The sequence below is a fragment of the Pseudomonas sp. CBC3 genome, from assembly GCF_037967085.1.
GTDB lineage: Bacteria > Pseudomonadota > Gammaproteobacteria > Pseudomonadales > Pseudomonadaceae > Stutzerimonas.
Map to the genome: position 1 here is coordinate 882,298 of NZ_JBANEO010000003.1, position 20,841 is coordinate 903,138.

Sequence of the window (20,841 nt, forward strand, 5' to 3'; positions counted from 1 at the left end):
GAGAGGGGACAGATTGATGGGGTTGCCACTGCCGCTGAGCCCTTTGACTACGCAGATCGAGCCCTCCCTTGAAGAGAGTTGCCGGAGCTGCGTAGCCCAAGAGCAGCACAGACCAACCCCCCTCTCCCTCAGGGGAGAGGGTAGGGGCGAGGCGAAAACCGACACCCCGTACATGACAAGATTCGAGGAACCAAAAACATGAACCCGTACCTGAACGACGAATACAACGCCATCCGCGAAGGCGTGCGCGCCCTCTGCGCTGAGTTCCCCGCCGAATACTGGCGCAAGATCGACGAAGAAAAGGGCTTCCCCGAAGCCTTCGTCACCGCGCTGACCGAAGCCGGCTGGTTGTCGGCGATGATCCCGGAAGAATATGGCGGGTCGGGTCTGGGCCTGGCCGAGGCCTCTATCATCCTCGAAGAAGTGAACCGCTGCGGCGGCAACTCCGGCACCGTGCACGGCCAGATGTACAACATGTTCACCCTGCTGCGGAACGGCAGCGAGGAACAGAAGCGCTACTACCTACCCAAGCTGGCCAGCGGCGAGTTGCGCCTGCAATCGATGGGCGTGACCGAGCCGACCACCGGCACCGACACCACCAAGATCAAGACCACCGCGGTGAAGCAGGGCGACAAGTACGTCATCAACGGCCAGAAGGTGTGGATCTCGCGCATCCAGCATTCGGACCTAATGATCCTGCTGGCGCGCACCACGCCGCTGGCCGAGGTACAGCGCAAGGCTGACGGCATGTCGATCTTCCTGGTGGACCTGCGTGAAGCCATCGGCAACGGCCTGACCGTGCAGCCGATTGCCAACATGGTCAATCACGAGACCAACGAGCTGTTCTTCGACAACCTGGAAATCCCGGCCAGCAGCCTGATCGGTGAAGAGGGCAAGGGCTTCCGCTACATCCTCGACGGCCTCAATGCCGAGCGCACGCTGATCGCCGCCGAGTGCATCGGTGATGGTCGCTGGTTCACCGAGAAATCCGCCCAGTACGCACGGGACCGCGTGGTGTTCGGTCGCCCAATCGGCCAGAACCAGGGCGTGCAATTCCCCATCGCCGAGTCGCACATCGAGCTGGAAGCGGCCGACCTGATGCGTTGGCGCGCCTGCGAGGAATACGACGCCGGTCGCAACGCCGGCGCCGCGGCCAACATGGCCAAGTACCTGGCGGCCAAGGCGAGCTGGGAAGCGGCCAACGCCTGCCTGCAGACCCACGGCGGTTTCGGCTTCGCCAACGAATACGACGTCGAGCGCAAATTCCGCGAGACACGGCTGTACCAGGTGGCGCCGATCTCCACCAACTTGATTCTGTCGTACGTGGCTGAGCACTTGCTCGAGCTGCCGCGCTCTTTTTGATCGCCCGCTTCAGCCCACCAAAGGAGCGAAAGGAGATACGCCATGCACATCAGCCATCTCGACCACCTGGTGCTGACCGTCGCCGACCTCGACGTCACGACGGATTTTTACTGCTGTGTGCTCGGCATGCAGGCCGTGACCTTCGGCGAAGGCCGCAAGGCGCTGGCGTTCGGTAGGCAGAAGATCAACCTGCACCTGGCCGGGCATGAATTCGAGCCCAAGGCCGAGCGCCCGACGCCGGGCTCGGCGGACCTGTGTTTCATCGTCGCCACACCGCTGGAGGAGGTCATCGCGCACCTCGGGCAACAAGGCGTCGCGATCCTCGAAGGACCGGTCCAGCGTACCGGCGCCACAGGGCCGATCCGCTCCGTCTACCTGCGTGACCCGGACCTGAACCTGATCGAACTATCCAACCCCTTGGAGCCGAACGCATGAGCCAGCACACCCAAGCGCTGACCGAATTTCTCGCCGGGCTGCACTACGAGCAGATTCCCAATGCGGTGCTCGCCCGCACCGAAGACCTTTTCCTCGACTGGCTCGGCTCCGCTTTGGCCAGCGCCGGTTCGCACCCGATCCCGCTATTCGAACGCTATGCCCAGACGATGGGTCCGGCTTCCGGCGCATCGCACATCTTCGTCAATCGCAGCAGCAGCTCCGCCTATTTTGCGGCTCTGGTGAACGGCGCCAGCTCGCACCTGGTGGAGCAGGACGACCTGCACAACAGCTCGGTGTTGCACCCGGCTACGGTGGTTTTCCCGGCTGTACTGGCGGCGGCGCAGGACTTGGGCAAATCCGGCCGCGACCTGCTCGTCGCTTCGGTGGCCGGTTACGAGGCGGGGATTCGCATTGGCGAATTCCTCGGCCGCTCGCACTACCGCATCTTCCATACCACCGCGACAGTCGGAACCCTGGCTGCCGCCGTGGCGGTGGGCAAGCTGATGGGCTTCGATCAGAAGCAGTTCACCAATCTGCTGGGCAACGCTGGCACTCAGGCCGCGGGCTTGTGGGAATTTCTTCGCGATGCCGCCGACTCAAAGCAGCTTCACACCGCCAAGGCTGCCGCCGATGGTCTGCTTGCGGCCTACCTGACCGCCGAAGGACTGACGGGCGCGCAGAACATTCTCGAAGGCGAGCAGGGCATGGCCGCCGGGATGTCGAAGGACGCCAATCCGAGTGCGCTTTCCGATCGCCTCGGCAGCCGCTGGGCGTTGGCCGAAACCTCGTTCAAGTTCCACGCCTCCTGTCGCCATACCCATCCGGCCGCTGATGCGCTGCTTGATCTGATGCAGCTCGAGAAGCTCACCGCCGAAGACATTGCCAGCGTCACCACCCATGTTCACCAGGGCGCCATCGACGTGCTCGGTCGCGTGGTGGTGCCGCAGACCGTACACCAGGCCAAGTTCTCCATGGGTACTGTGCTGGGCCTGATCGCTCTGTACGGCAAGGCCGGACTGACCGAATTCCACACCCATGCGCTTACCGATCCGCGTGTCGGCCAGTTCCGGGAGAAGGTCTCGATGACGCTCGATTCCGAGGTGGACGACGCCTATCCGGCGCGCTGGCTGGGCCGCGTCGAGGTGACCACCACGGATGGCCGCATGCTGCATGGTGCCATCGACGAGCCAAAGGGCGATCCGGGCAACACCCTGAGCCGTGCCGAATTGGAAGACAAATTCCAGCGCCTGGTGCGGTTCTCCGGTGCGCGCAGCGCGGATGAGGCGGGTGCTTTGATTGAGCAGGTGTGGCATCTGCGCGAGATCGACGATTTGAGAGTCTTTCGCTGATCGCCAATAGCTGGTGGGCTGAAGCCCACCCTACAGACCGAACGATTTGCAAAAGATGCGCTGACCGTAGGGTGCGCTCTGCGCACCGAGGACTAGTACGAAGTTGGACGGTGCGCGGAGCGCACGCTACGAGAGGCAGCAGTAGGTGGGCCGGGTGATGTTCCGCTTCAGTCCACCAAAACAGACGAACAGGCAGGAAAAGACATGAACGACACAACCGCCAAACCCCGCCCACTCGACGGCATCACTGTAGTCAGCCTCGAGCATGCCATCGCCGCGCCGTTCTGCACGCGCCAGCTGGCTGATCTCGGCGCCCGCGTGATCAAGGTCGAGCGCCCCGGCTCCGGCGATTTCGCCCGGGGCTATGACGAACGTGTCGACGGCCTTGCCTCGCACTTCGTCTGGACCAACCGCTCAAAGGAAAGCCTGACGCTGGACGTCAAGCAGGAGGCCGCTGGGCAAGTACTTGATCAGTTGCTGGCTGGCGCCGACGTGCTGGTACAGAACCTTGCGCCGGGTGCCGCGGCTCGCATGGGCCTGTCTTTCGAGCAACTGCATGAGCGCTTTCCGCGCCTGATCGTCTGCGATATTTCCGGCTACGGCGAAGGCGGGCCCTACGAACAGAAGAAGGCCTACGACCTGCTGATCCAATCCGAGGGCGGCTTCCTCTCCGTCACCGGTGGGCCGGGCGAGACCGAGATGGCCAAGGCCGGTTGCTCCATCGCCGACATCGCCGCCGGCATGTACGCCTATACCGGCGTGCTCTCGGCGCTGATGCTGCGCGACAAGACCGGCGTCGGCAGCCGCATCGACGTCTCCATGCTGGAAAGCCTCGTCGAGTGGATGGGCTACCCGCTGTACTACGCCTACCAGGGCGCCACGCCGCCGCCGCGCGCCGGAGCCGCCCACGCCACCATTTACCCCTACGGACCGTTCCCCACAGGCGACGGCGGCACCGTAATGCTCGGCCTGCAGAACGAGCGCGAGTGGCTGCTGTTCTGCGAGAAGGTGCTGCTGCAGCCGGAGCTGGCGCAGGACGAGCGTTTCTCGGCGAATTTCAAGCGCTCGGAAAACCGTGCCGAGCTGCGCGCCATTATCGTCGAGGCGTTCTCCAGGCTGACCGCCGAAGAAGTGATCGCTCGGCTAGACAACGCGCCGATCGCCAACGCCCACGTCAATGACATGGCCGGCGTCTGGGCGCATCCGCAGCTACAGGCTCGCCAGCGGTGGAGCGAGGTGGACAGCCCGTCCGGCAAGTTACCTGCGTTACTGCCCCCAGGGCGCAATACCGCTTTTGAGCCACGCATGGACCCGATCCCAGCGCTAGGCCAGCACACCGACACGTTGCTCGCCGAGCTGGGCTATGCGACCGGTGATATTCAGCGCCTGCATGAACAGGGCGCGGTGTGACCGCCCTACGAAACCAATTCGAGAAGGAAGCAGCATGACATCTGCCATCATCCGCACCGCTCTGTTCGTCCCGGCGACCCGCCCCGAGCGTATTCCCAAGGCGCTGGCGACCGGTGCCGACGCGGTGATCGTCGACCTCGAGGATGCGGTCGCCGAGAGCCAGAAGAGCGAGGCGCGCGCCAATCTCGACGAGTTTCTCCGGACCAATCCGCAGGCTCGCGTGCTGGTGCGCATCAATGCGCCGGGTCACGCCGAGCAGGCCGCCGATCTAGCGTTGTGCGCACGTCATGTCGGAGTGGTCGGCGTGCTGCTGCCGAAGGTGGAAAGCTCATTACAGGTGGCCTTGGTGTTCGGCTGCGGCAAACCCGTGTGGCCGATCATTGAGAGCGCCCGCGGGCTCGCTCATCTGGCGGACATCGCTCATGCCCAGGGCGTCGAGCGGCTGTCCTTCGGCGCGCTTGACCTCGGGCTGGATCTGGGTCTGGCGAGCGGCACCGCAGGCGCCGAGCGCATCCTCGACCAGGCGCGCTACGCACTTCTGCTGCAGTCCCGGCTGGCTGATCTGGCGCCGCCGCTGGACAGCGTATTCCCCGATATCAAAAACGTGGGCGGCCTCGCCCGTATGACTGCCGACGCCCGCGATATGGGCTTCGGCGGCTTGCTGTGCATTCACCCCAGCCAGGTGGCTGTGGTGCATGAAACGCTGATGCCCAGCGCAGGAGAACTCGACTGGGCACAACGCATCCTCGCCGCCGGTGCGTCCGGCGATGGGGTTTTCGTAGTGGACGGACAGATGGTCGATGCGCCCGTCATCGGTCGCGCCCGTCGTCTGCTGCAACGTGCCGGGCAAGGAGTGTCCTGACGGCAATCCACCCGGCACTCGTACCAAATCTGACAAAAACAACAGAGGTACCACCATGCTGAAAACCACCGTAAAAGCACTTGCTTGCGCGCTTTCCCTCACCGCCGGCCTGGCCTTCGCCGATCCGATCACTATCAAGTTCGCTCATGTAGTCGCGGACAACACACCGAAAGGGCAGGGCGCGCTACTGTTCAAGAAGCTCGCCGAGGAACGCCTGCCAGGCAAGGTCAAGGTCGAGGTCTATCCGAACTCGTCTTTGTTCGGCGACGGTAAGGAAATGGAGGCGCTGCTGTTGGGCGACGTGCACATGCTGGCGCCGTCGCTGGCCAAATTCGAGCATTACGCCAAGCCCATCCAGATTTTTGACCTGCCGTTCCTGTTCGACGATATCGCGGCGGTCGACCGCTTTCAGGCGAGTCCGCATGGCCAGGGACTGTTGAGCAGCATGGAAGACAAAGGCATTACCGGGCTGGCTTACTGGCACAACGGCATGAAGCAGTTGTCGTCCAACAAGGCGATGCACGAGCCCAAGGATGCGCGCGGCCTGAAGTTTCGTGTACAGGCTTCCAACGTGCTCGACGAGCAGTTCAAGGCGCTGCGTGCCAACCCGCGCAAGATGAGCTTCGCCGAGGTTTATCAGGGGCTGCAGACCGGCGTGGTCAACGGGACCGAGAACACTTGGTCCAACTACTTCAGCCAGAAGGTGCATGAAGTGCAGCCGTACTTCACCCACTCCGAGCACGGTGTGATCGACTACATGGTGATCACCAATACCAAGTTCTGGAAAGGGCTGCCGGAGGACGTTCGTAGCGAGCTGAAAGCGATCATGGATGAGGTCACCGTCGAGGTGAACCGTCAGGCCGACGACCTGAACCGCGAGGCGCGTGATGCAATCGCCAATGCAGGCACCAGCGAAATCATCGAACTGACGCCCGAACAGCGTGCCAAGTGGCGCGAGGCGATGCAGCCGGTGTGGAAGAAGTTCGAGCAGGATATCGGTAAGGACCTGATCGAAGCTGCGAAGTCATCCAACAAGTCCTGATAGTCGCAATGCCACAACGAGAAAGGCCCGCTGATAAATGCGGGCCTTTCTCGTTGTGGCGGGTGAGTCCCGCCTGGGCAATGAATCAGACTAAGTCCGTTCCCTTGCGCTTGGCTTCGCACATGTCGTGCACAAGGGCAACGCAGAGCAGGCCGAGGACAAGGGCGGCCAGGGCTGGCCAGATAAGGACATAAGCGGTCAGAGCGATACTGGACATGGGATGTTCTCCTTCTCTTTGGTATTGGTTTCGGGTTGTACGGTCTGGAAGGCGACGACCTTTTCGCCGATCCGGTCGAAATCGAAGCGTTCCTGGTTACGCAGGCTGATAGCCACGCAAACCACCATGCTGACGCCGTAGGCGGTCAACGAGCTGAGCAGAACCGTGTAATCACGCAGGAAGCCGACGGCGAATGGCGCCAGCACCAGCGTCGTCAGTACGCCAAGCAGAATGCCGGCTCGGCGACCAAAGAAGCCGAAGGTCATGAGGCCGATCACCACGCCGCCGCCGACGGAGGCGCAGAGTTCGAAGAACACCGCCAATACGCCGTCCAGCGGCACCAGTTCGAAGCGGCAGACAATGAACATGGCGAAGGCCGCGACCACCGCGCTGGTGAAGGCCTTGTTGGTAACACGATCCCAGAACAGGCTGGCGATCACCGGAAAGACGATGGAGCCCCAGAGCGCACCGACGAAGATCAGCATGGTGAGGATGTCGAGTTTGAGGCTGGCGAAGGCGACGCCGACCATGGTCGCGACGATCATGGTCAGGCGGCCGACCCAGAGCATCACGGTCGGGTTGGGTTTGTTCTTGGCCAGCGTCTTGCCGTAAATGTCTGTCATGACGATGGACGACAGAGCGGAGAGGTCAGAGTCGGCTGTGGACGAGAGCGAGCCGATCACCATGATGAACAGCAGCCCGATCATGAACGGCGGCAGGTAGTTGGAGGCCATCTGCGGGATCAGGTTGTTCAGATCACCGTCAATGGGCTCGATGCCGGCCAGCAGCGCTAGCAGGCCGAGCATGCCGAGGCCGATGACAATGGCGCCGTAGCCGACGGTCGCGGTGAGGAAGGTTGGCTTGATCAGATCCTCGCGTACGGCGAATAGGCGCTGGGCGATGGTCTGATTGCCGATGGCGTAGGCCAGCACCGCGACGAAGAAGGGCGCGCCTTGCTCAAGGATCGCCGTGGGTGAATAGAAGCTCGCTTGCTCCGGCGCCAGGCGTGGCATTCCCGCCTCGAACAGCTCCGGCCCGCCTAGCTGGAAGAAGATCATCGGAATGATGATGACCGCCGCGAGGATCATGGCGACCAGCTGGCCGAAGTCGGTCAGCACCGAAGAACGGAAGCCCGACCACAGCGTGTAGGACAGCACACCGAGACCGGCGAACAGGACGCCATGCACGAAGCTCAGCGGCGAGAGCACTTCGACCAGCGCGCCAGCGGCGGTGAAGTTGACCGTCAGGCTGATGCAGCTACCGAGGATGTTGGAGCCTGCAAGGATCATCTGGCTGGAGCGACCGTGGCGCGCCTGCATGATCTCGCCAAGGGTGTGGGCCTTGGGCGCGAGTTGCCGGAAGCGCTTGCCGAAGGGGTAGATGAACAGAATCATCAGCGCGCCCCAGAATCCGTAATGCAGCGCACCGGAGAGGCCGTACTTATAACCCGCGCTTGCTGCGGCGTAGAACGAGGCGGCCCAGATCCAGGTGGCGGTCATGCTAGCGGCAGACATGCCGAAACCCACCGAGTTGTTGGAAACCATGTAGCTGTCTACGTTCTCTTTCTTCTGGCCGATGCGGGTCGACAGAAAAAACGTCAATCCATAGAAGCCCAGCAACAGAAGCAAAACGGTGGGTAGGGCGAGTTGGTACACAACGTCTCCTTTTTATGAGCCTCAAGCATCGCTGGCACGACGCAGGGCCGTATTCACGGCATGGCGTTATGGCACCCGAATCACTGCGCGAGGCAGGCATGATCGAACCGGTGTTCGAGGGGTGCGGACTGGAAGCTGACAGGAGGGAGACCGACAAGCGCGATCCGAAAGCGTCACAAGCGGCACGCACATGGGCGGCGATCGCTGTGATCCTGCAGCGGCGGTGCCGGGTGCGTTCCCGGCAGAATGAGGTTGCGTCTTTGCTGAACGGCGACGCAACGGCGCGCAGTCTACCATCAACGGGCGGTTAGCGGGGCTTCGCTTCCATTCTTGCGATAAATGCAATAGGTGACGGCGAAAATAATTCGGTTTGCCGAACGCCTGAGCCGCCCGCTCAGAGAGCCGGAAAGAGATCGGTTTCGAGCGGAGTGAGGCGGCAAAAGCGACTCGCTTGCTGTAATCCGAACGAGTCATGACATGACGTGACGCGCCGCGCCGATCTTGCAATGGCAAGCCTTGCCAACAGCTGTGTCGCAATCGTTCCGCTCAGCCGAGGCGCCAAGTCCGCTGCCGAGCAGAGACGGAATTAGCAGTGCTTAAGCCGTTCAGATAAGCGCTGAAGCCCTGCAGGAGCGCACCATGCGCGTGGATCGCGGGCGCGGCCCGCTCCTACAAAGCCCTGCATTAGCACTAAGTGACAGGTAGTTAGTCAGTGCCGTGGGCTTTCTTCCGGCATGCTCAGCAGCTGCCTTTCCATGTTCCAGTCGAAAGGTTCGTCGTTCTGTTCGGCTTCGTAGCGGCGCTCTTCCAGCTGCTGGAAAATCTCGATCTCTTCGTCCGGCATGAAGTGCAGGCAATCACCGCCGAAGTACCACAGCAGATCCCGAGGGACCAGATGCGCGATCTGCGGATAACGGTGGAAGACCTGGCAGATCATGTCCTGGCCCATATGCCGTTCTTCCGGCACATCTTTGAGATTCATGATCAGCTCGTCGAAGCGCTCAAGAAACAGCGCGTGGCTTTCTTCCGATACCTGTCCGGTTTCACCCATGGCAAGCAGGATGCCGCGCAGATGGGCCAGAAGAGCCAGGTTGTGGGCGTGATAAGGGTTGGCCATGGTTCACCTGTGTCGGGTTGGGCGCGCGATTATAGGGCGGCGCGTAATTAAATAGGACGTGTCTAGTTGACTCGCGACCACGGCATGGGTTCGATTCGAAACTGCTAGAGGCGTGTCTAGGCAGGTAGCTGACTGTGCCGTGCCCACGCTGCGTACGTTCAACCTCGATGAGAAAGACCCGCCTCGGCGCGAAGCGTTTGGCGTTGCCGAGGTGGGCCGAACAGCTAGCGAATCCGGCCTGGCTGTAGCTCAAGCGCCTCTTTGGCGAAGTCGTCCACGTCGATGACTTTACGTCGGGCGGCTTCGGCGCTGCGCAGTTGCGCAGCTTCGCCCTCATCGAACACGCCCGCTGTCACAGCCGCAGTGATGGGGTCTTGCGCCGCGGTCGGTTTGAACTCTCCATTCTTGAGCGCTTTGTGCAGCTTCTTCTGCAACGGTTGCGTGGCGGCCAGCGTGTCGAACGCAGCGCGCAGCGCGCCGAAGGCTTCCTCGCTGCCGAGCGGGCGATAAACGCCTTCAAGAATCTGCTCCAGCGCCGCGTCGCCTTCCGGCCGTCCGAGGATGGCGGCAACTTCCGCATCGAGTTCATCTGACGGCCCCCGGTGACGAGTACCGAAGGGGAACACCAGCACCTGCAGCACGCCGCCAAGCAGCCGGTTGGGGAAGTTGGCCAATGTGCCGGCCAATGCTTCCTCGGCTTTGCATAGACAATCATCCAAAGCCCATCGCAGCAGCGGCGCCTGTTCCACCGGATGGCCCAGATCGTGATAACGCTTGAGCGCGGCTGATGCCAGATACAGATGGCTGAGCACATCGCCGAGCCGGGCCGACAGGCGTTCGCGGCGCTTCAATTCGCCACCCAGCAGCATCATCGACACATCGGCCAGCATGGCGAATGCCGCTGCGATACGGTTCAGTGCGCGAAAATAGGGGCGGGTGAGGTCGTTGCCTGGCGCTTTACCGAACAGGCCGAAAGTCAGCCCGAGCACCAGAGTACTGGCGGTATTGCTGACGGCGAAGCCGATGTGCTGCATCAGCAGTTTGTCGAACTTCTTCACCGCGGCATCGCGGTCCGGCTCATGGACCAGTTCCATCTCGCGCAATACGAACGGATGGCAGCGGATCGCGCCTTGGCCGAAGATCATCAGGTTGCGCGACAGGATGTTCGCGCCTTCAACGGTGATGGAGATCGGCGCGGATAACCACAAGCGGCCCAGGTAGTTGTTCGGGCCCATGATGATGCCTTTGCCGCCGTGAATATCCATGGCGTCGGTGACGCATTCGCGGCCGCGTTCGGTCAGGTGATATTTGAGGATGGCCGAGAGCACCGACGGTTTTTCGCCCAGATCCACCGCATTGGCCGTCAGGATTCGTGCGCTGTCCATCAGCCAGGCGTTACCGCCGATGCGGGCCAGCGGTTCCTGAATGCCTTCGAATGCGGCCAGCGGCACGTTGAATTGCTCGCGGATCTGCGCATAGCGGCCGCTGACATAGCTACAGGCCTTGGCGGCGCTGACACCGGTGGCTGGCAGCGAGATGGAACGGCCAACGGACAGGCAATTCATCAGCATCATCCAGCCTTTGCCGATCATGTCGCGCCCGCCAATGATGGCTTCCAGCGGAACGAATACGTCCCTGCCCCAGTTCGGCCCGTTCATGAACGCGGCGCCCAGCGGTAGGTGGCGACGGCCGATCTCGACGCCGGCGGTGTCGGTGGGAATCAGGGCCAGGCTGATGCCGAGTTCTCCTTCATCGCCCAGCAGGTGTTCGGGGTCATAGGTTTTGAAGGCAACACCCAGCAGCGTCGCGACCGGACCGAGGGTGATGTAGCGCTTCTCCCAGTTCAGGCGCAGCCCGATGACTTCTTCGCCTTGCCACTGACCTTTGCAGATCACGCCGCTGTCGTTCATCGCACCCGCGTCGGAGCCGGCGTAGGGGCCGGTCAGGGCGAAGCAGGGGATGTCCGTGCCGTTGGCCAGACGCGGCAGGTAATGGTTGCGCTGTTCATCGGTGCCGTAGTGCATCAGCAGTTCGGCCGGTCCGAGCGAGTTGGGCACCATTACGGTGCTTGCGAGGTCGCCGCTGCGAGTGGCCAGCTTCATCACGATCTGCGAGTGCGCATAGGCCGAGAAGCCTTTGCCGCCGTATTCCTTGGGAATGATCAGGGCGAAGAAACCTTCGGCCTTGATGTAGTCCCATGCTTCTTGCGGCAGATCCAGACGCTGGCCGACATCCCAGTCGTCGACCATGGCGCAGAGCGCTTCGGTGGGACCATCGATGAATGCCTGTTCTTGGTCGGTGAGTGTGGCTTTGGGATAGCCGAGCAGGGTGTCCCAGTTCGGCCGGCCGCTGAACAACTCGCCATCCCACCAGACGCTGCCGGCGTCGATGGCATCGCGTTCGGTGTCGGAGATGGGTGGCAGGACTTTCTTGAACCAGTCGAACATCGGCCCGCTGAAATGCTTGATGCGCAGATCGGTAACCAGGAGCGGCACCGCGACGGCAATGAGCAGGAGCCAGAGGATGACCATCAGCCAGGCCGGCGTTTCGTCGGCGACTCCCATGAACATCAAGTACGCGGCCACGATGGCCAGCGCGGGCACGGGCGAAACCCGTAGATGGGCGATCACGGCGATGCCGAGCAGTAACACGAGCAGCCAGAGCAGGGTCATGAGTTTTCCTTTGTTGAGCGAAGGGCGTCCTACTTGAGCATAGGCGTTGGAAGCGAATCGAGATCAGCGACGGTTGATGCGTTTGGTTTCAAGTAATGACCGGACCGGGGATGGTGAGTTCGAGCATGACTTGGTAGCGCAGTCACGACGTGTTTCGCACCAAGCTGGCTGACTTCTAGGGAATAGCGGTTTGCGTCTTCACGTGCCCATGCTCCAGCGTCGGAGCCCGCGTCCCAGCGGCGTAGGGCATTGCGGCTGCGTTCCTCATCGGAGATACAGCGTCGGCCGGTTGGGGCAAAGCCACGCGATGGCGTTGCAATTGCCTCACCGCGCCCTTATCTAGTTTGAATCTCTTGCTTTGCGTGCATGTTCATATGAGTACCGCTCTGTCCATTCGGCAGTTGACCAAGGTTTACGGAAACGGATTCGAGGCCCTTAAGGGCATCGATCTGGACGTGGCCGAAGGCGACTTCTTCGCGTTGCTGGGGCCCAACGGGGCTGGCAAATCCACCACCATCGGCATCCTCTCCACGCTGGTGAACAAGACAGGCGGCACGGTCAATGTGTTCGGCCATGATCTGGATCGCGACCCCGCCAGGCTCAAGCGTTGTCTGGGTGTGGTGCCGCAGGAGTTCAACTTCAACCAGTTCGAGAAGGCCTTCGATATTCTCGTCACGCAAGCCGGGTACTACGGCATCCCGGCCAAGGTCGCCAAGGAGCGCGCCGAGCAGTACTTGAACCAGTTGGGTTTGTGGGACAAGCGTGACGTGTCCTCGCGGATGCTCTCCGGCGGCATGAAACGACGGCTGATGATCGCTCGCGCGCTGATCCATCGCCCGCGCCTGTTGATTCTCGACGAGCCCACGGCTGGCGTGGACATCGAGCTGCGTCGTTCGATGTGGTCGTTTCTCACCGAACTGAATCGTGAAGGCATCACCATCATCCTCACCACTCACTATCTGGAAGAGGCTGAGCAGCTGTGCCGTAACATCGGCATCATCGACCATGGGCAGATCGTCAAGAACACCAGCATGCGCGAGCTGCTCAAGCAGCTGCATGTTGAAACCTTCCTGCTCGATCTGAAGGAATCGCAGCTGGTGCCGCCGGAGCTGGGCAACTACCCGGCGAGGCTGGTCGATCACCACACGCTCGAAGTGCAGGTGGAAAAGAGCCAAGGCATTACCGACCTGTTTCGTCTGCTGGCAGCGCAAGGTATCGAGGTGCTGAGCCTACGCAACAAGACCAACCGGCTGGAAGAGCTGTTCGTTTCGATGGTGGAGAACAATCTGCCCAAGGTGGCCAAATGAACGCGGAATTTAGGCCCAATCTGGTTGCGCTGCAAACCATCGTCCATCGTGAAATCCGCCGCTACACGCGCATCTGGCCGCAAACCCTGCTGCCGCCGGCGATCACCATGGTGCTGTACTTCGTCATCTTCGGAAACCTGATCGGCGCGCGAATCGGCGAGATGGGCGGCTTCAGCTACATGGAGTACATTGTGCCGGGGCTGATCATGATGTCGGTGATCACCAACTCCTACAGCAACGTGGTCTCGAGCTTTTTCAGCAGTAAATTCCAGCGCTCCATCGAAGAACTACTGGTCTCGCCGGTTTCGCCACACGTGATTCTCATCGGTTTCGCGCTGGGCGGCATCACGCGGGGCCTGGCCGTTGCGCTGATTGTCACCGTGCTGTCGATGTTCTTTACCGATCTGCAGGTTCATCACCTAGGCGTCACGCTGCTGGTCATCACCCTGACCTCGACGATCTTCGCGCTGGGCGGCTTCATCAATGCGGTGTTTGCGCGAAATTTCGATGATATTTCGATCATTCCGACCTTCGTGCTGACGCCGCTGACCTACCTGGGTGGCGTGTTCTATTCGATCACCTTGCTGTCGCCTTTCTGGCAGACGTTGTCGCTGGCCAACCCTATCCTGCACATGGTCAATGCGTTCCGTTACGGCATCCTTGGGGTTTCTGATATCCAAATCGGGATTGCCATCAGCTTCATGGCGGTGGCGGCGGTGCTGATGTATCTATGGTGCATCCGGTTGCTCAAAAGTGGCCGCGGAATGCGCCAGTGAGCCGTTGAGTGCCAGCCATGCGGTAGGACGGCAGGCGTTTTTGGCGATGATAAACACGGCGGGAACCGATACACTTGCGGTCATTTTTCGTACAGGTTCCCGCCATGCAACACCCCGCCGAACTCTCACCGCTGGGTAAAACCAGCGCCTATGTCGCGACCTACAGTCCCGAGCAACTGTTTCCGATCCCGCGCGCGCCGAAGTGGGCCGAGCTGGGGCTGACGGTCGACACTCTTCCTTATCGAGGCGTGGACATCTGGAACTGCTACGAGCTGTCCTGGCTGCTGCCGTCCGGCAAGCCGGTGGTGGCCATCGGCGAGTTCAGCATCCCGGCGGATTCGCCGAACATCATCGAATCCAAGTCGTTCAAGCTCTATCTGAATTCGCTGAACCAGTCGGTGTTCGAAAGCCGCGAAGAGCTGGTTGAGGTCATGGTCAAAGATTTGTCGGCCGCAGCGGGCAAGCCGGTCGGTGTTCGCCTACGAACGCTGGACGAAGTTACCGGGGAAGGCATTGCACCACTGGCGGGACGCTGCATCGATGAGCTGGACGTGGCCATCGAGCACTACGATTCCCCGCGCGCGGATCTGCTGAATTGTGACCCGAGTCGTCAGGTCGAAGAATGCGTCTATAGCCATTTGCTCAAATCCAACTGCCCCGTTACCGGCCAGCCGGATTGGGGCACGGTGGTGGTCGAGTACCGTGGTGCTGCGCTGGATCACGGCAGTCTACTGACTTATCTGGTGAGCTTCCGTCAGCACGCCGACTTCCACGAACAGTGCGTGGAGCGCATCTTCCTCGATTTGCAGCGGTTGCTGAAGCCGGAGTGGCTGACGGTATACGCGCGTTACGTGCGTCGCGGCGGGCTGGACATCAATCCGTATCGCAGTACCGAGGCCGTCACCGTAAACAACGGGCGTCTCGTCAGACAGTGAGTGCAGCCGGCGGGCCGGAGGCGTTTTCGTCCAGCCTCCAGCCGCTTTATCGGCTTTCGCTCTTCATATGCCCATGTTCGCCAGCGTCTGCATGATGTTGCGCAGCGTCATGGCGGTATTGGGATGGCTGACCTCGAAACGTTCTACCGCGAGGTTGACGCCATCGACCAGCGAATCGTGCTGATCGACTACGCCCTGGTTCGCCAGGCGAAGCTCGATGTCCTGTGCAATGGCCTGTAGCGATGCGCGCTCCTCTTCGGTCAGCGGCGTGTCCTGGGCCAGCTGACTACGCAACTCTGCTAGCTGCGACTGCAGATCATGTTCCGGCATATTGCTTCCCTCTTATTTCAGACTACGAATTCGCCAGCTCGGTGAAGATGGAGTAAGCCAGCGGCCCGGGCTTGTCCTCCTTGGAGGGCGAGTCGTGCAGCGAAGTTCGCTCGCAGCCGCATGTCTGTTCGCTGCCGCAATCTCCAGAATGGATTTATACTGTTGCGCTTTGTTGGGCACGCCACCATTCGGGATAAGGGGAAGGCCGCGATGCAAATGATCGGCAAGGATTGGATCGGATATGTCAGGGTCACGCTCGTCGCAGCGCTGACGATATTTGGCGCGTCTTCGTTGCAGGCCGCCGAGGAGGATCCCTGGGAAGGCGTGAACAGGGTGGTGTTCAACTTCAACGACAAGCTCGATACCTACACGCTCAAACCGCTCGCGCAGGGTTACCAGAAAGTCACGCCTAATTTCCTCGAAGACGGCATAGGTAACGTGTTCAGCAACCTGGGCGATGTCGTGGTGCTGACTAACGATCTGCTGCAGGGCAAGGTTCACGATGCCGGCATCGACACGAGCCGCATCCTGTTCAATACCACCTTTGGCGTGCTGGGCTTCTTCGATGTGGCGACCCGCATGGGCCTGCAGAAGAACGACGAAGATTTCGGCCAGACTCTGGGTGCCTGGGGACTTGGCAGTGGACCTTATGTCGTATTGCCGCTGCTCGGGCCGAGCACCGTGCGCGACGCGGCAGGGCGTGTGCCTGATGCCTTCCTGCAGCCTTATCCCCACATGGACCATGTACCGACCCGCAACGTGACGCGAGCGGTGAATGTGGTCGACCTGCGCGCCGGTCTGCTCTCGGCCGAGAAGATGATCACCGGTGATAAGTACATCTTCGTTCGCAATGCCTATCTGCAGAACCGCGAGTTCCGCACACAGGACGGGCAGGTCGAAGACGACTTCTGATGGCTGTCGGCGACGCCACGGGGATGACGTGGCGTTCGCAGACCCCCGGCGCTGTTCAGCGCCGAGTGCCTTTTAGCTCATCGACAGGATGGCCAAGCCAAGGCTCTGCCGTCCATCTTCATGCGTGCCAACTCGTACCACTTCGGTGTCCGCCTCCAGTCCCTCCAGCTGATCGTGCTCCGAGGGGATATTCACCCGTACCTTGTCGCCCATTTGCAGGCTCGTCGCGGCCAGCACCTGCATACCTGTGCTCGAAAGGTCCATGCAGATCGCGTCGTAGCGCTGGCCGTTATGGATAAGGGTGATCGCCGTCTCTATTTGCATGCGGATGAAGTCGCGTTTTTCGCTGTAGTCCCGATCACTCTGGCTCATTTTTCGTCCTCTGAGTTTTGGTTGCGTCAGTTCTTATAACGCCCGTTAATTAAGCCTGTAAAGCACAGGCGGGGCGGCGGCGCCTGGCTTGAAACGCGGATCGTATGGGAGTACCGTCTGCGCCTTGAAAAGATCCCTTGCCCCAGCGTTCGTGCGGGGGCCGATGCTTTCGCCAATCATCCTGGCGATACCGCCTGGTAGGAACATGCACAACCCAAGCGCGACGCTGCTGATCATAGATGACGACGATGTGGTACGAGCCAGTTTGGCCGCCTATCTGGATGACAGTGGTTTCAAAGTCCTGCAGGCGCCTAACGGGCCGCAAGGCATGGAACTGTTCGAGGCCGAACAGCCTGATCTGGTGATTTGCGATCTGCGCATGCCGCAGATGGACGGTCTGGAGCTGATCCGCCAGATCAGCGAACGCCAGGCCGATCTGCCAGTCATCGTAGTGTCTGGCGCCGGCGTGATGAGCGATGCCGTTGAAGCCCTGCGTCTGGGTGCGGCCGATTACCTGATCAAGCCCCTTGAAGACTTGGCGATGCTCGAGCACTCGGTGCGTCGAGCACTTGATCGATCACGGTTGCGCATGGAGAACCGGCGCTACCGTGAGCAGTTGGAAACCGCCAACCGCGACCTGCAAGCCAGTCTGCATTTATTGCAGGAAGATCAGGATGCCGGGCGTCAGGTGCAGATGAACATGCTGCCTGTCACGCCCTACAGCATCGATGACTTCCATTTCGCCCATCAGATCATCCCTTCCCTCTATCTGTCCGGGGATTTCGTCGATTACTTCCGCGTGGACGAGCATCGCATCGGCTTCTATCTGGCCGACGTGTCCGGCCATGGCGCCTCTTCGGCATTCGTCACGGCGCTGCTGAAATTCATGACGACGCGATTGCTGTACGAGTCTCGACGGGGAAGGGGAGCGCCGCGCGCGTTCAAACCGTCCGAAGTGCTCGATCACATCAACCGTGGGCTGATCAATTGCAAGCTCGGCAAGCATGTCACCATGCTGGGCGGCGTGATCGATCAGGAGCGCAACGTGCTGCACTACAGCATCGGCGGGCACCTGCCGATGCCGGTGCTCTATACCGGCGGCATTGCGAGCTATCTGGAGGGACGGGGCTTGCCGGTTGGCCTGTTCGTCGAAGCGACCTACGATAATTATGAAATCGAGTTGCCCGAGGCATTCAGCCTCACGCTGCTTTCCGATGGCATTCTGGACCTTTTGCCTGGTGACACGCTCAAAGAAAAGGAAGCAGGCTTGCCCGGACTGATTTCCGAAGCCGGGGGTAGGCTGGATGGTCTCCAGCGAGTGCTCGGCCTGGCCGATCTCGAGGATATGCCCGATGACATCGCGTTGCTGGTATTGAGCAGGAACCTTGCATGAGCACTGGTAAGATCCAGTTCGCCGAGCAGGACGGCACGTTCGTTCTCAAATTCGTCGGCGAAATCCGACTGACGCTTTGCTCGGCATTGGACGCTACGATCGAAAAAATCTTCTCGTCGCTGAATTTCTCGGCGATCGTCATCGACCTCACCGAAAGCCGCAGCATCGACAGCACGACATTGGGGCTGCTGGCCAAGCTGTCAATTCTGTCCAGCCAGAAGATCGGCATGTTGCCTACGCTGGTTACGACGCACGCTGATATCACGCGTCTGTTGCAGTCGATGGGCTTCGATCAGGTATTCAATATCGTCGATCAGCCGCTGCCATCGCCAGAGCAGCTTGCCGACCTGCCTAGCCAGGATCAGTCGGAAGACGTGGTGAAGGACAAAGTGCTCGAGGCCCACCGTATTTTGATGAGCCTCAATGACTCCAATCGCGAGGCCTTTCGTGACCTCGTGACGGCACTCGAGCGCTCCTGATCTAGCGCTTAGCTTCCAGCAGAGCCTCGAGTTTCTCCTGATCACGAGCGAACTGGCGGATGCCTTCGGCCAGCTTTTCGGTCGCCATCGGGTCTTCGTTCAAACCCCAGCGGAAACTGCTCTCATCCAGTGTGACGCGCGGCTCAGATGCGCGGCCTGGCGACAACTTACGTTCTAGCGAACCTTCTTCCTGTGCCAGCTGGCTGAGCAGCTCGGGACTTATCGTCAGACGGTCACAGCCCGCCAGGGCTTCGATCTGCCCCGTATTGCGGAAGCTCGCTCCCATCACCACCGTGTCGTAGCCGTGGGTCTTGTAGTAGTCATAGATCCGGCTGACCGACAGCACGCCTGGATCTTCGCTGCCTGTGTAATCACGACCTTCATGTTTCTTGTACCAGTCGTAGATCCGGCCCACGAACGGCGAAATGAGGAACACGCCGGCTTCGGCGCAGGCGACCGCTTGGGTGAAGGAGAACAGCAGCGTCAGATTGGTCTGGATGCCGGATTTTTCCAATTGCTCGGCGGCGCGGATGCCTTCCCAAGTGGAGGCCAGTTTGACCAGCACGCGGTCCCGCGCGATACCTGCTTGTTCGTACAGGCCGATCAGGCGTTCGCCGCGCTGCACCATCGCCTGGGTATCGAACGAAAGCCGCGCATCGACCTCAGTGGAAATCCGCCCGGGGATCAGCTTGAGCACTTCCTGGCCAACCGCGACGGCGAATAGATCGCAGCCTAGCCCGATGTCACCGCCACAACGGGACATGGCGGCCTGCAGATGTTCCGCGTAACGGGGCAGGGCGGCGGCCTTGAGCAACAGCGAAGGATTAGTGGTGGCATCGACCGGCTGCAAGCGGGCGATGGCATCGAGATCGCCGGTGTCGGCGACGACGGTGGTGAACTGCTTGAGTTGTTCCAGCTTGGATGTCATGGGGGCGCTCTATCCTCTGAGTTGACATGACTGAACCCGAGGCCACCGAGCCACTTGACGAGTGGATGGTCCGGGCGGACAGCACTTGGATTGAAAATGGTCCCGCGTGTTCCGCAAGACTATATCAACGTCCTTCGAGCAGGCCGATCGCCTGATCGAGAAGGATCAACGGCTCCTTCGTCTTATGGATATCGACCGATAACAACTGACGGAAACGTCGCGCACCTGGAAAGCCCAGACCCAGCCCCAAAACATGGCGCGTGATGTGATGCATCGAGCCGCCAGCTTCGAGGTGCCGCTGGATATAAGGTCGCATCCGCGCTAGTGCCTCGGCGCGGCTGATGACCGGGTCATGACTGCCGAACAGCCGGGCGTCCACCTGAGCGAGCAAATACGGATTGTGATAGGCCTCGCGTCCAAGCATCACACCATCGAAGCGTTGGAGATGCGCCTCGCATTCGTCCAGCGTCTTGATGCCGCCGTTGAGGATGATTTCCAAGTCTGGAAAATCGTCTTTGAGCTGCGCGGCAATGTCGTAACGCAAGGGTGGAACCTCGCGATTTTCTTTGGGCGACAGCCCCTCGAGAATGGCAATGCGCGCGTGCACAGTAAAACTGCGGCAACCCGCTTCGCGAACCTGACCGACGAAGTCGCAGAGCTCGGCGTAGCTGTCGCGCCCGTTGATGCCGATTCGATGTTTGACTGTCACGTCGATGCCGACGGCGTCCCGCATCGCTTTCATGCAATCGACCACCAGCGCCGGATGGCCCATCAGGCAGGCACCGATCATGTTGTTCTGCACGCGATCACTGGGGCAGCCGACGTTGAGATTTACCTCGTCGTAGCCCGCCGCTTCGGCCATCTTTGCGCACGCTGCCAGCTCCGCCGGCACGCTGCCGCCGAGTTGCAACGCAAGGGGATATTCCGCTTCGTCATGACGAAGGAAACGCCCCGCATCGCCATTGATCAGCGCACCGGTCGTAACCATTTCGGTGTAGAGCAGGGCGTGTCGGGAAAGTTGACGCAGAAAGTACCGGCAATGGTGATCGGTCCAATCCATCATGGGCGCGACGGAGAAGCGGCGTGATGGCGAGCGGGGCGTGGTTATCGGGGCAGGACGGTTTTCCATCGGGTTCCGGAGTGTTGAATAGGTACTTGATGACTGGGCAATTTTTAGCGTCTAGGAACGTGATGTACCAGAGGCTATTTCAGCTCAAAAAGCTGATGAGGCGGCCAGATAAGCCGCTTGGAATGCGCGCAAGTTTATCAGGAGAGCTGCGCGCAAGGG

General features: G+C 60.8%; 20 protein-coding genes. 12 read left to right on the forward strand and 8 right to left on the reverse strand.

Annotated elements, in window-relative coordinates; genetic code table 11:
* Nucleotides 1-198: 198 nt before the first annotated feature.
* The 6 genes from V6943_RS16655 to V6943_RS16680 all read left to right on the forward strand — a co-directional run bounded on the left by V6943_RS16655 (nucleotide 199) and on the right by V6943_RS16680 (nucleotide 6,460).
* Nucleotides 199-1,362 carry an acyl-CoA dehydrogenase family protein gene (locus tag V6943_RS16655; RefSeq protein WP_340554657.1) on the forward strand — a complete coding sequence of 388 codons (1,164 nt, stop codon included), beginning with the start codon at nucleotides 199-201 and terminating at the stop codon, nucleotides 1,360-1,362.
* Between the two features lie 42 nt (nucleotides 1,363-1,404).
* The gene (locus V6943_RS16660) at nucleotides 1,405-1,797 is read left to right on the forward strand and encodes a VOC family protein (RefSeq protein WP_340554659.1); all 393 of its coding nucleotides are present in this window, start codon (nucleotides 1,405-1,407) and stop codon (nucleotides 1,795-1,797) included.
* A complete protein-coding gene (locus V6943_RS16665; RefSeq protein WP_340554660.1) occupies nucleotides 1,794-3,146 on the forward strand; it encodes an MmgE/PrpD family protein in 1,353 nt (450 codons plus the stop codon). The genes V6943_RS16660 and V6943_RS16665 overlap by 4 nt, the downstream gene beginning before the upstream one ends.
* Nucleotides 3,147-3,350: 204 nt before the next feature.
* The gene (locus tag V6943_RS16670) at nucleotides 3,351-4,556 is read left to right on the forward strand and encodes a CaiB/BaiF CoA transferase family protein (protein WP_340554662.1); all 1,206 of its coding nucleotides are present in this window, start codon (nucleotides 3,351-3,353) and stop codon (nucleotides 4,554-4,556) included.
* Between the two features lie 34 nt (nucleotides 4,557-4,590).
* Complete coding sequence (locus V6943_RS16675; protein WP_340554664.1) at nucleotides 4,591-5,418, forward strand: HpcH/HpaI aldolase/citrate lyase family protein; 828 nt, start codon at nucleotides 4,591-4,593, stop codon at nucleotides 5,416-5,418.
* Between the two features lie 55 nt (nucleotides 5,419-5,473).
* Nucleotides 5,474-6,460, forward strand: a complete 987-nt coding sequence (locus tag V6943_RS16680; protein WP_131650413.1) for a TRAP transporter substrate-binding protein — start codon at nucleotides 5,474-5,476, stop codon at nucleotides 6,458-6,460.
* 85 nt (nucleotides 6,461-6,545) lie between these two features.
* Here V6943_RS16680 and V6943_RS16685 read toward each other — a convergent pair whose 3' ends face one another.
* The 4 genes from V6943_RS16685 to V6943_RS16700 all read right to left on the reverse strand — a co-directional run bounded on the left by V6943_RS16685 (nucleotide 6,546) and on the right by V6943_RS16700 (nucleotide 12,121).
* The gene (locus V6943_RS16685; RefSeq protein ID WP_340554666.1) at nucleotides 6,546-6,677 is read right to left on the reverse strand and encodes a putative transporter small subunit; all 132 of its coding nucleotides are present in this window, start codon (nucleotides 6,675-6,677) and stop codon (nucleotides 6,546-6,548) included.
* Nucleotides 6,659-8,332: a sodium:solute symporter family protein gene (locus V6943_RS16690; RefSeq protein ID WP_340554668.1), complete on the reverse strand. Its 1,674-nt coding sequence runs from the start codon at nucleotides 8,330-8,332 to the stop codon at nucleotides 6,659-6,661. The genes V6943_RS16685 and V6943_RS16690 overlap by 19 nt, the downstream gene beginning before the upstream one ends.
* A gap of 709 nt (nucleotides 8,333-9,041) precedes the next feature.
* A complete protein-coding gene (locus V6943_RS16695; RefSeq protein ID WP_131650415.1) occupies nucleotides 9,042-9,449 on the reverse strand; it encodes a PA2817 family protein in 408 nt (135 codons plus the stop codon).
* Between the two features lie 224 nt (nucleotides 9,450-9,673).
* Nucleotides 9,674-12,121, reverse strand: a complete 2,448-nt coding sequence (locus V6943_RS16700; protein WP_340554670.1) for an acyl-CoA dehydrogenase — start codon at nucleotides 12,119-12,121, stop codon at nucleotides 9,674-9,676.
* Nucleotides 12,122-12,495: 374 nt separating this feature from the next.
* Here V6943_RS16700 and V6943_RS16705 point away from each other — a divergent pair, with 374 nt between their 5' ends.
* From V6943_RS16705 to queF, 3 genes are all read left to right on the forward strand, one after another.
* Nucleotides 12,496-13,428 (forward strand): ABC transporter ATP-binding protein, encoded by a 933-nt coding sequence (locus tag V6943_RS16705; protein WP_131650417.1) that lies wholly within the window; start codon nucleotides 12,496-12,498, stop codon nucleotides 13,426-13,428.
* The gene (locus V6943_RS16710) at nucleotides 13,425-14,204 is read left to right on the forward strand and encodes an ABC transporter permease (RefSeq protein WP_181101343.1); all 780 of its coding nucleotides are present in this window, start codon (nucleotides 13,425-13,427) and stop codon (nucleotides 14,202-14,204) included. Before V6943_RS16705 ends, V6943_RS16710 begins: the two co-directional genes overlap by 4 nt.
* Before the next feature lie 104 nt (nucleotides 14,205-14,308).
* On the forward strand, nucleotides 14,309-15,139 hold the full coding sequence (gene queF, locus V6943_RS16715; RefSeq protein ID WP_131650419.1) for an NADPH-dependent 7-cyano-7-deazaguanine reductase QueF: 831 nt from the start codon (nucleotides 14,309-14,311) through the stop codon (nucleotides 15,137-15,139).
* A 63-nt stretch (nucleotides 15,140-15,202) separates the two neighbouring features.
* Here queF and V6943_RS16720 read toward each other — a convergent pair whose 3' ends face one another.
* Nucleotides 15,203-15,469, reverse strand: coding sequence for a DUF4404 family protein (locus V6943_RS16720; RefSeq protein ID WP_131650420.1), 267 nt, complete (start codon nucleotides 15,467-15,469; stop codon nucleotides 15,203-15,205).
* A 210-nt stretch (nucleotides 15,470-15,679) separates the two neighbouring features.
* Between V6943_RS16720 and V6943_RS16725 the strand changes: the two genes are divergently transcribed.
* Complete coding sequence (locus V6943_RS16725) at nucleotides 15,680-16,381, forward strand: MlaA family lipoprotein (protein WP_181101346.1); 702 nt, start codon at nucleotides 15,680-15,682, stop codon at nucleotides 16,379-16,381.
* Nucleotides 16,382-16,453: 72 nt separating this feature from the next.
* Here the strand turns inward: V6943_RS16725 and V6943_RS16730 are convergent, their stop codons facing one another.
* The gene (locus V6943_RS16730) at nucleotides 16,454-16,753 is read right to left on the reverse strand and encodes a PilZ domain-containing protein (RefSeq protein ID WP_131650422.1); all 300 of its coding nucleotides are present in this window, start codon (nucleotides 16,751-16,753) and stop codon (nucleotides 16,454-16,456) included.
* A gap of 205 nt (nucleotides 16,754-16,958) precedes the next feature.
* Here V6943_RS16730 and rssB point away from each other — a divergent pair, with 205 nt between their 5' ends.
* A complete protein-coding gene (rssB, locus tag V6943_RS16735) occupies nucleotides 16,959-18,146 on the forward strand; it encodes a two-component system response regulator RssB (protein WP_340554674.1) in 1,188 nt (395 codons plus the stop codon).
* Nucleotides 18,143-18,625 carry an anti-sigma factor antagonist RssC gene (gene rssC, locus V6943_RS16740; protein ID WP_340554676.1) on the forward strand — a complete coding sequence of 161 codons (483 nt, stop codon included), beginning with the start codon at nucleotides 18,143-18,145 and terminating at the stop codon, nucleotides 18,623-18,625. The genes rssB and rssC overlap by 4 nt, the downstream gene beginning before the upstream one ends.
* A gap of 1 nt (nucleotide 18,626) precedes the next feature.
* Here the strand turns inward: rssC and tal are convergent, their stop codons facing one another.
* Together tal and dusA are read right to left on the reverse strand one after the other, a co-directional pair.
* Nucleotides 18,627-19,553 (reverse strand): transaldolase, encoded by a 927-nt coding sequence (tal, locus tag V6943_RS16745; protein ID WP_181101350.1) that lies wholly within the window; start codon nucleotides 19,551-19,553, stop codon nucleotides 18,627-18,629.
* A 124-nt stretch (nucleotides 19,554-19,677) separates the two neighbouring features.
* The gene (gene dusA / locus V6943_RS16750; RefSeq protein WP_340554678.1) at nucleotides 19,678-20,682 is read right to left on the reverse strand and encodes a tRNA dihydrouridine(20/20a) synthase DusA; all 1,005 of its coding nucleotides are present in this window, start codon (nucleotides 20,680-20,682) and stop codon (nucleotides 19,678-19,680) included.
* Nucleotides 20,683-20,841: the final 159 nt, after the last annotated feature.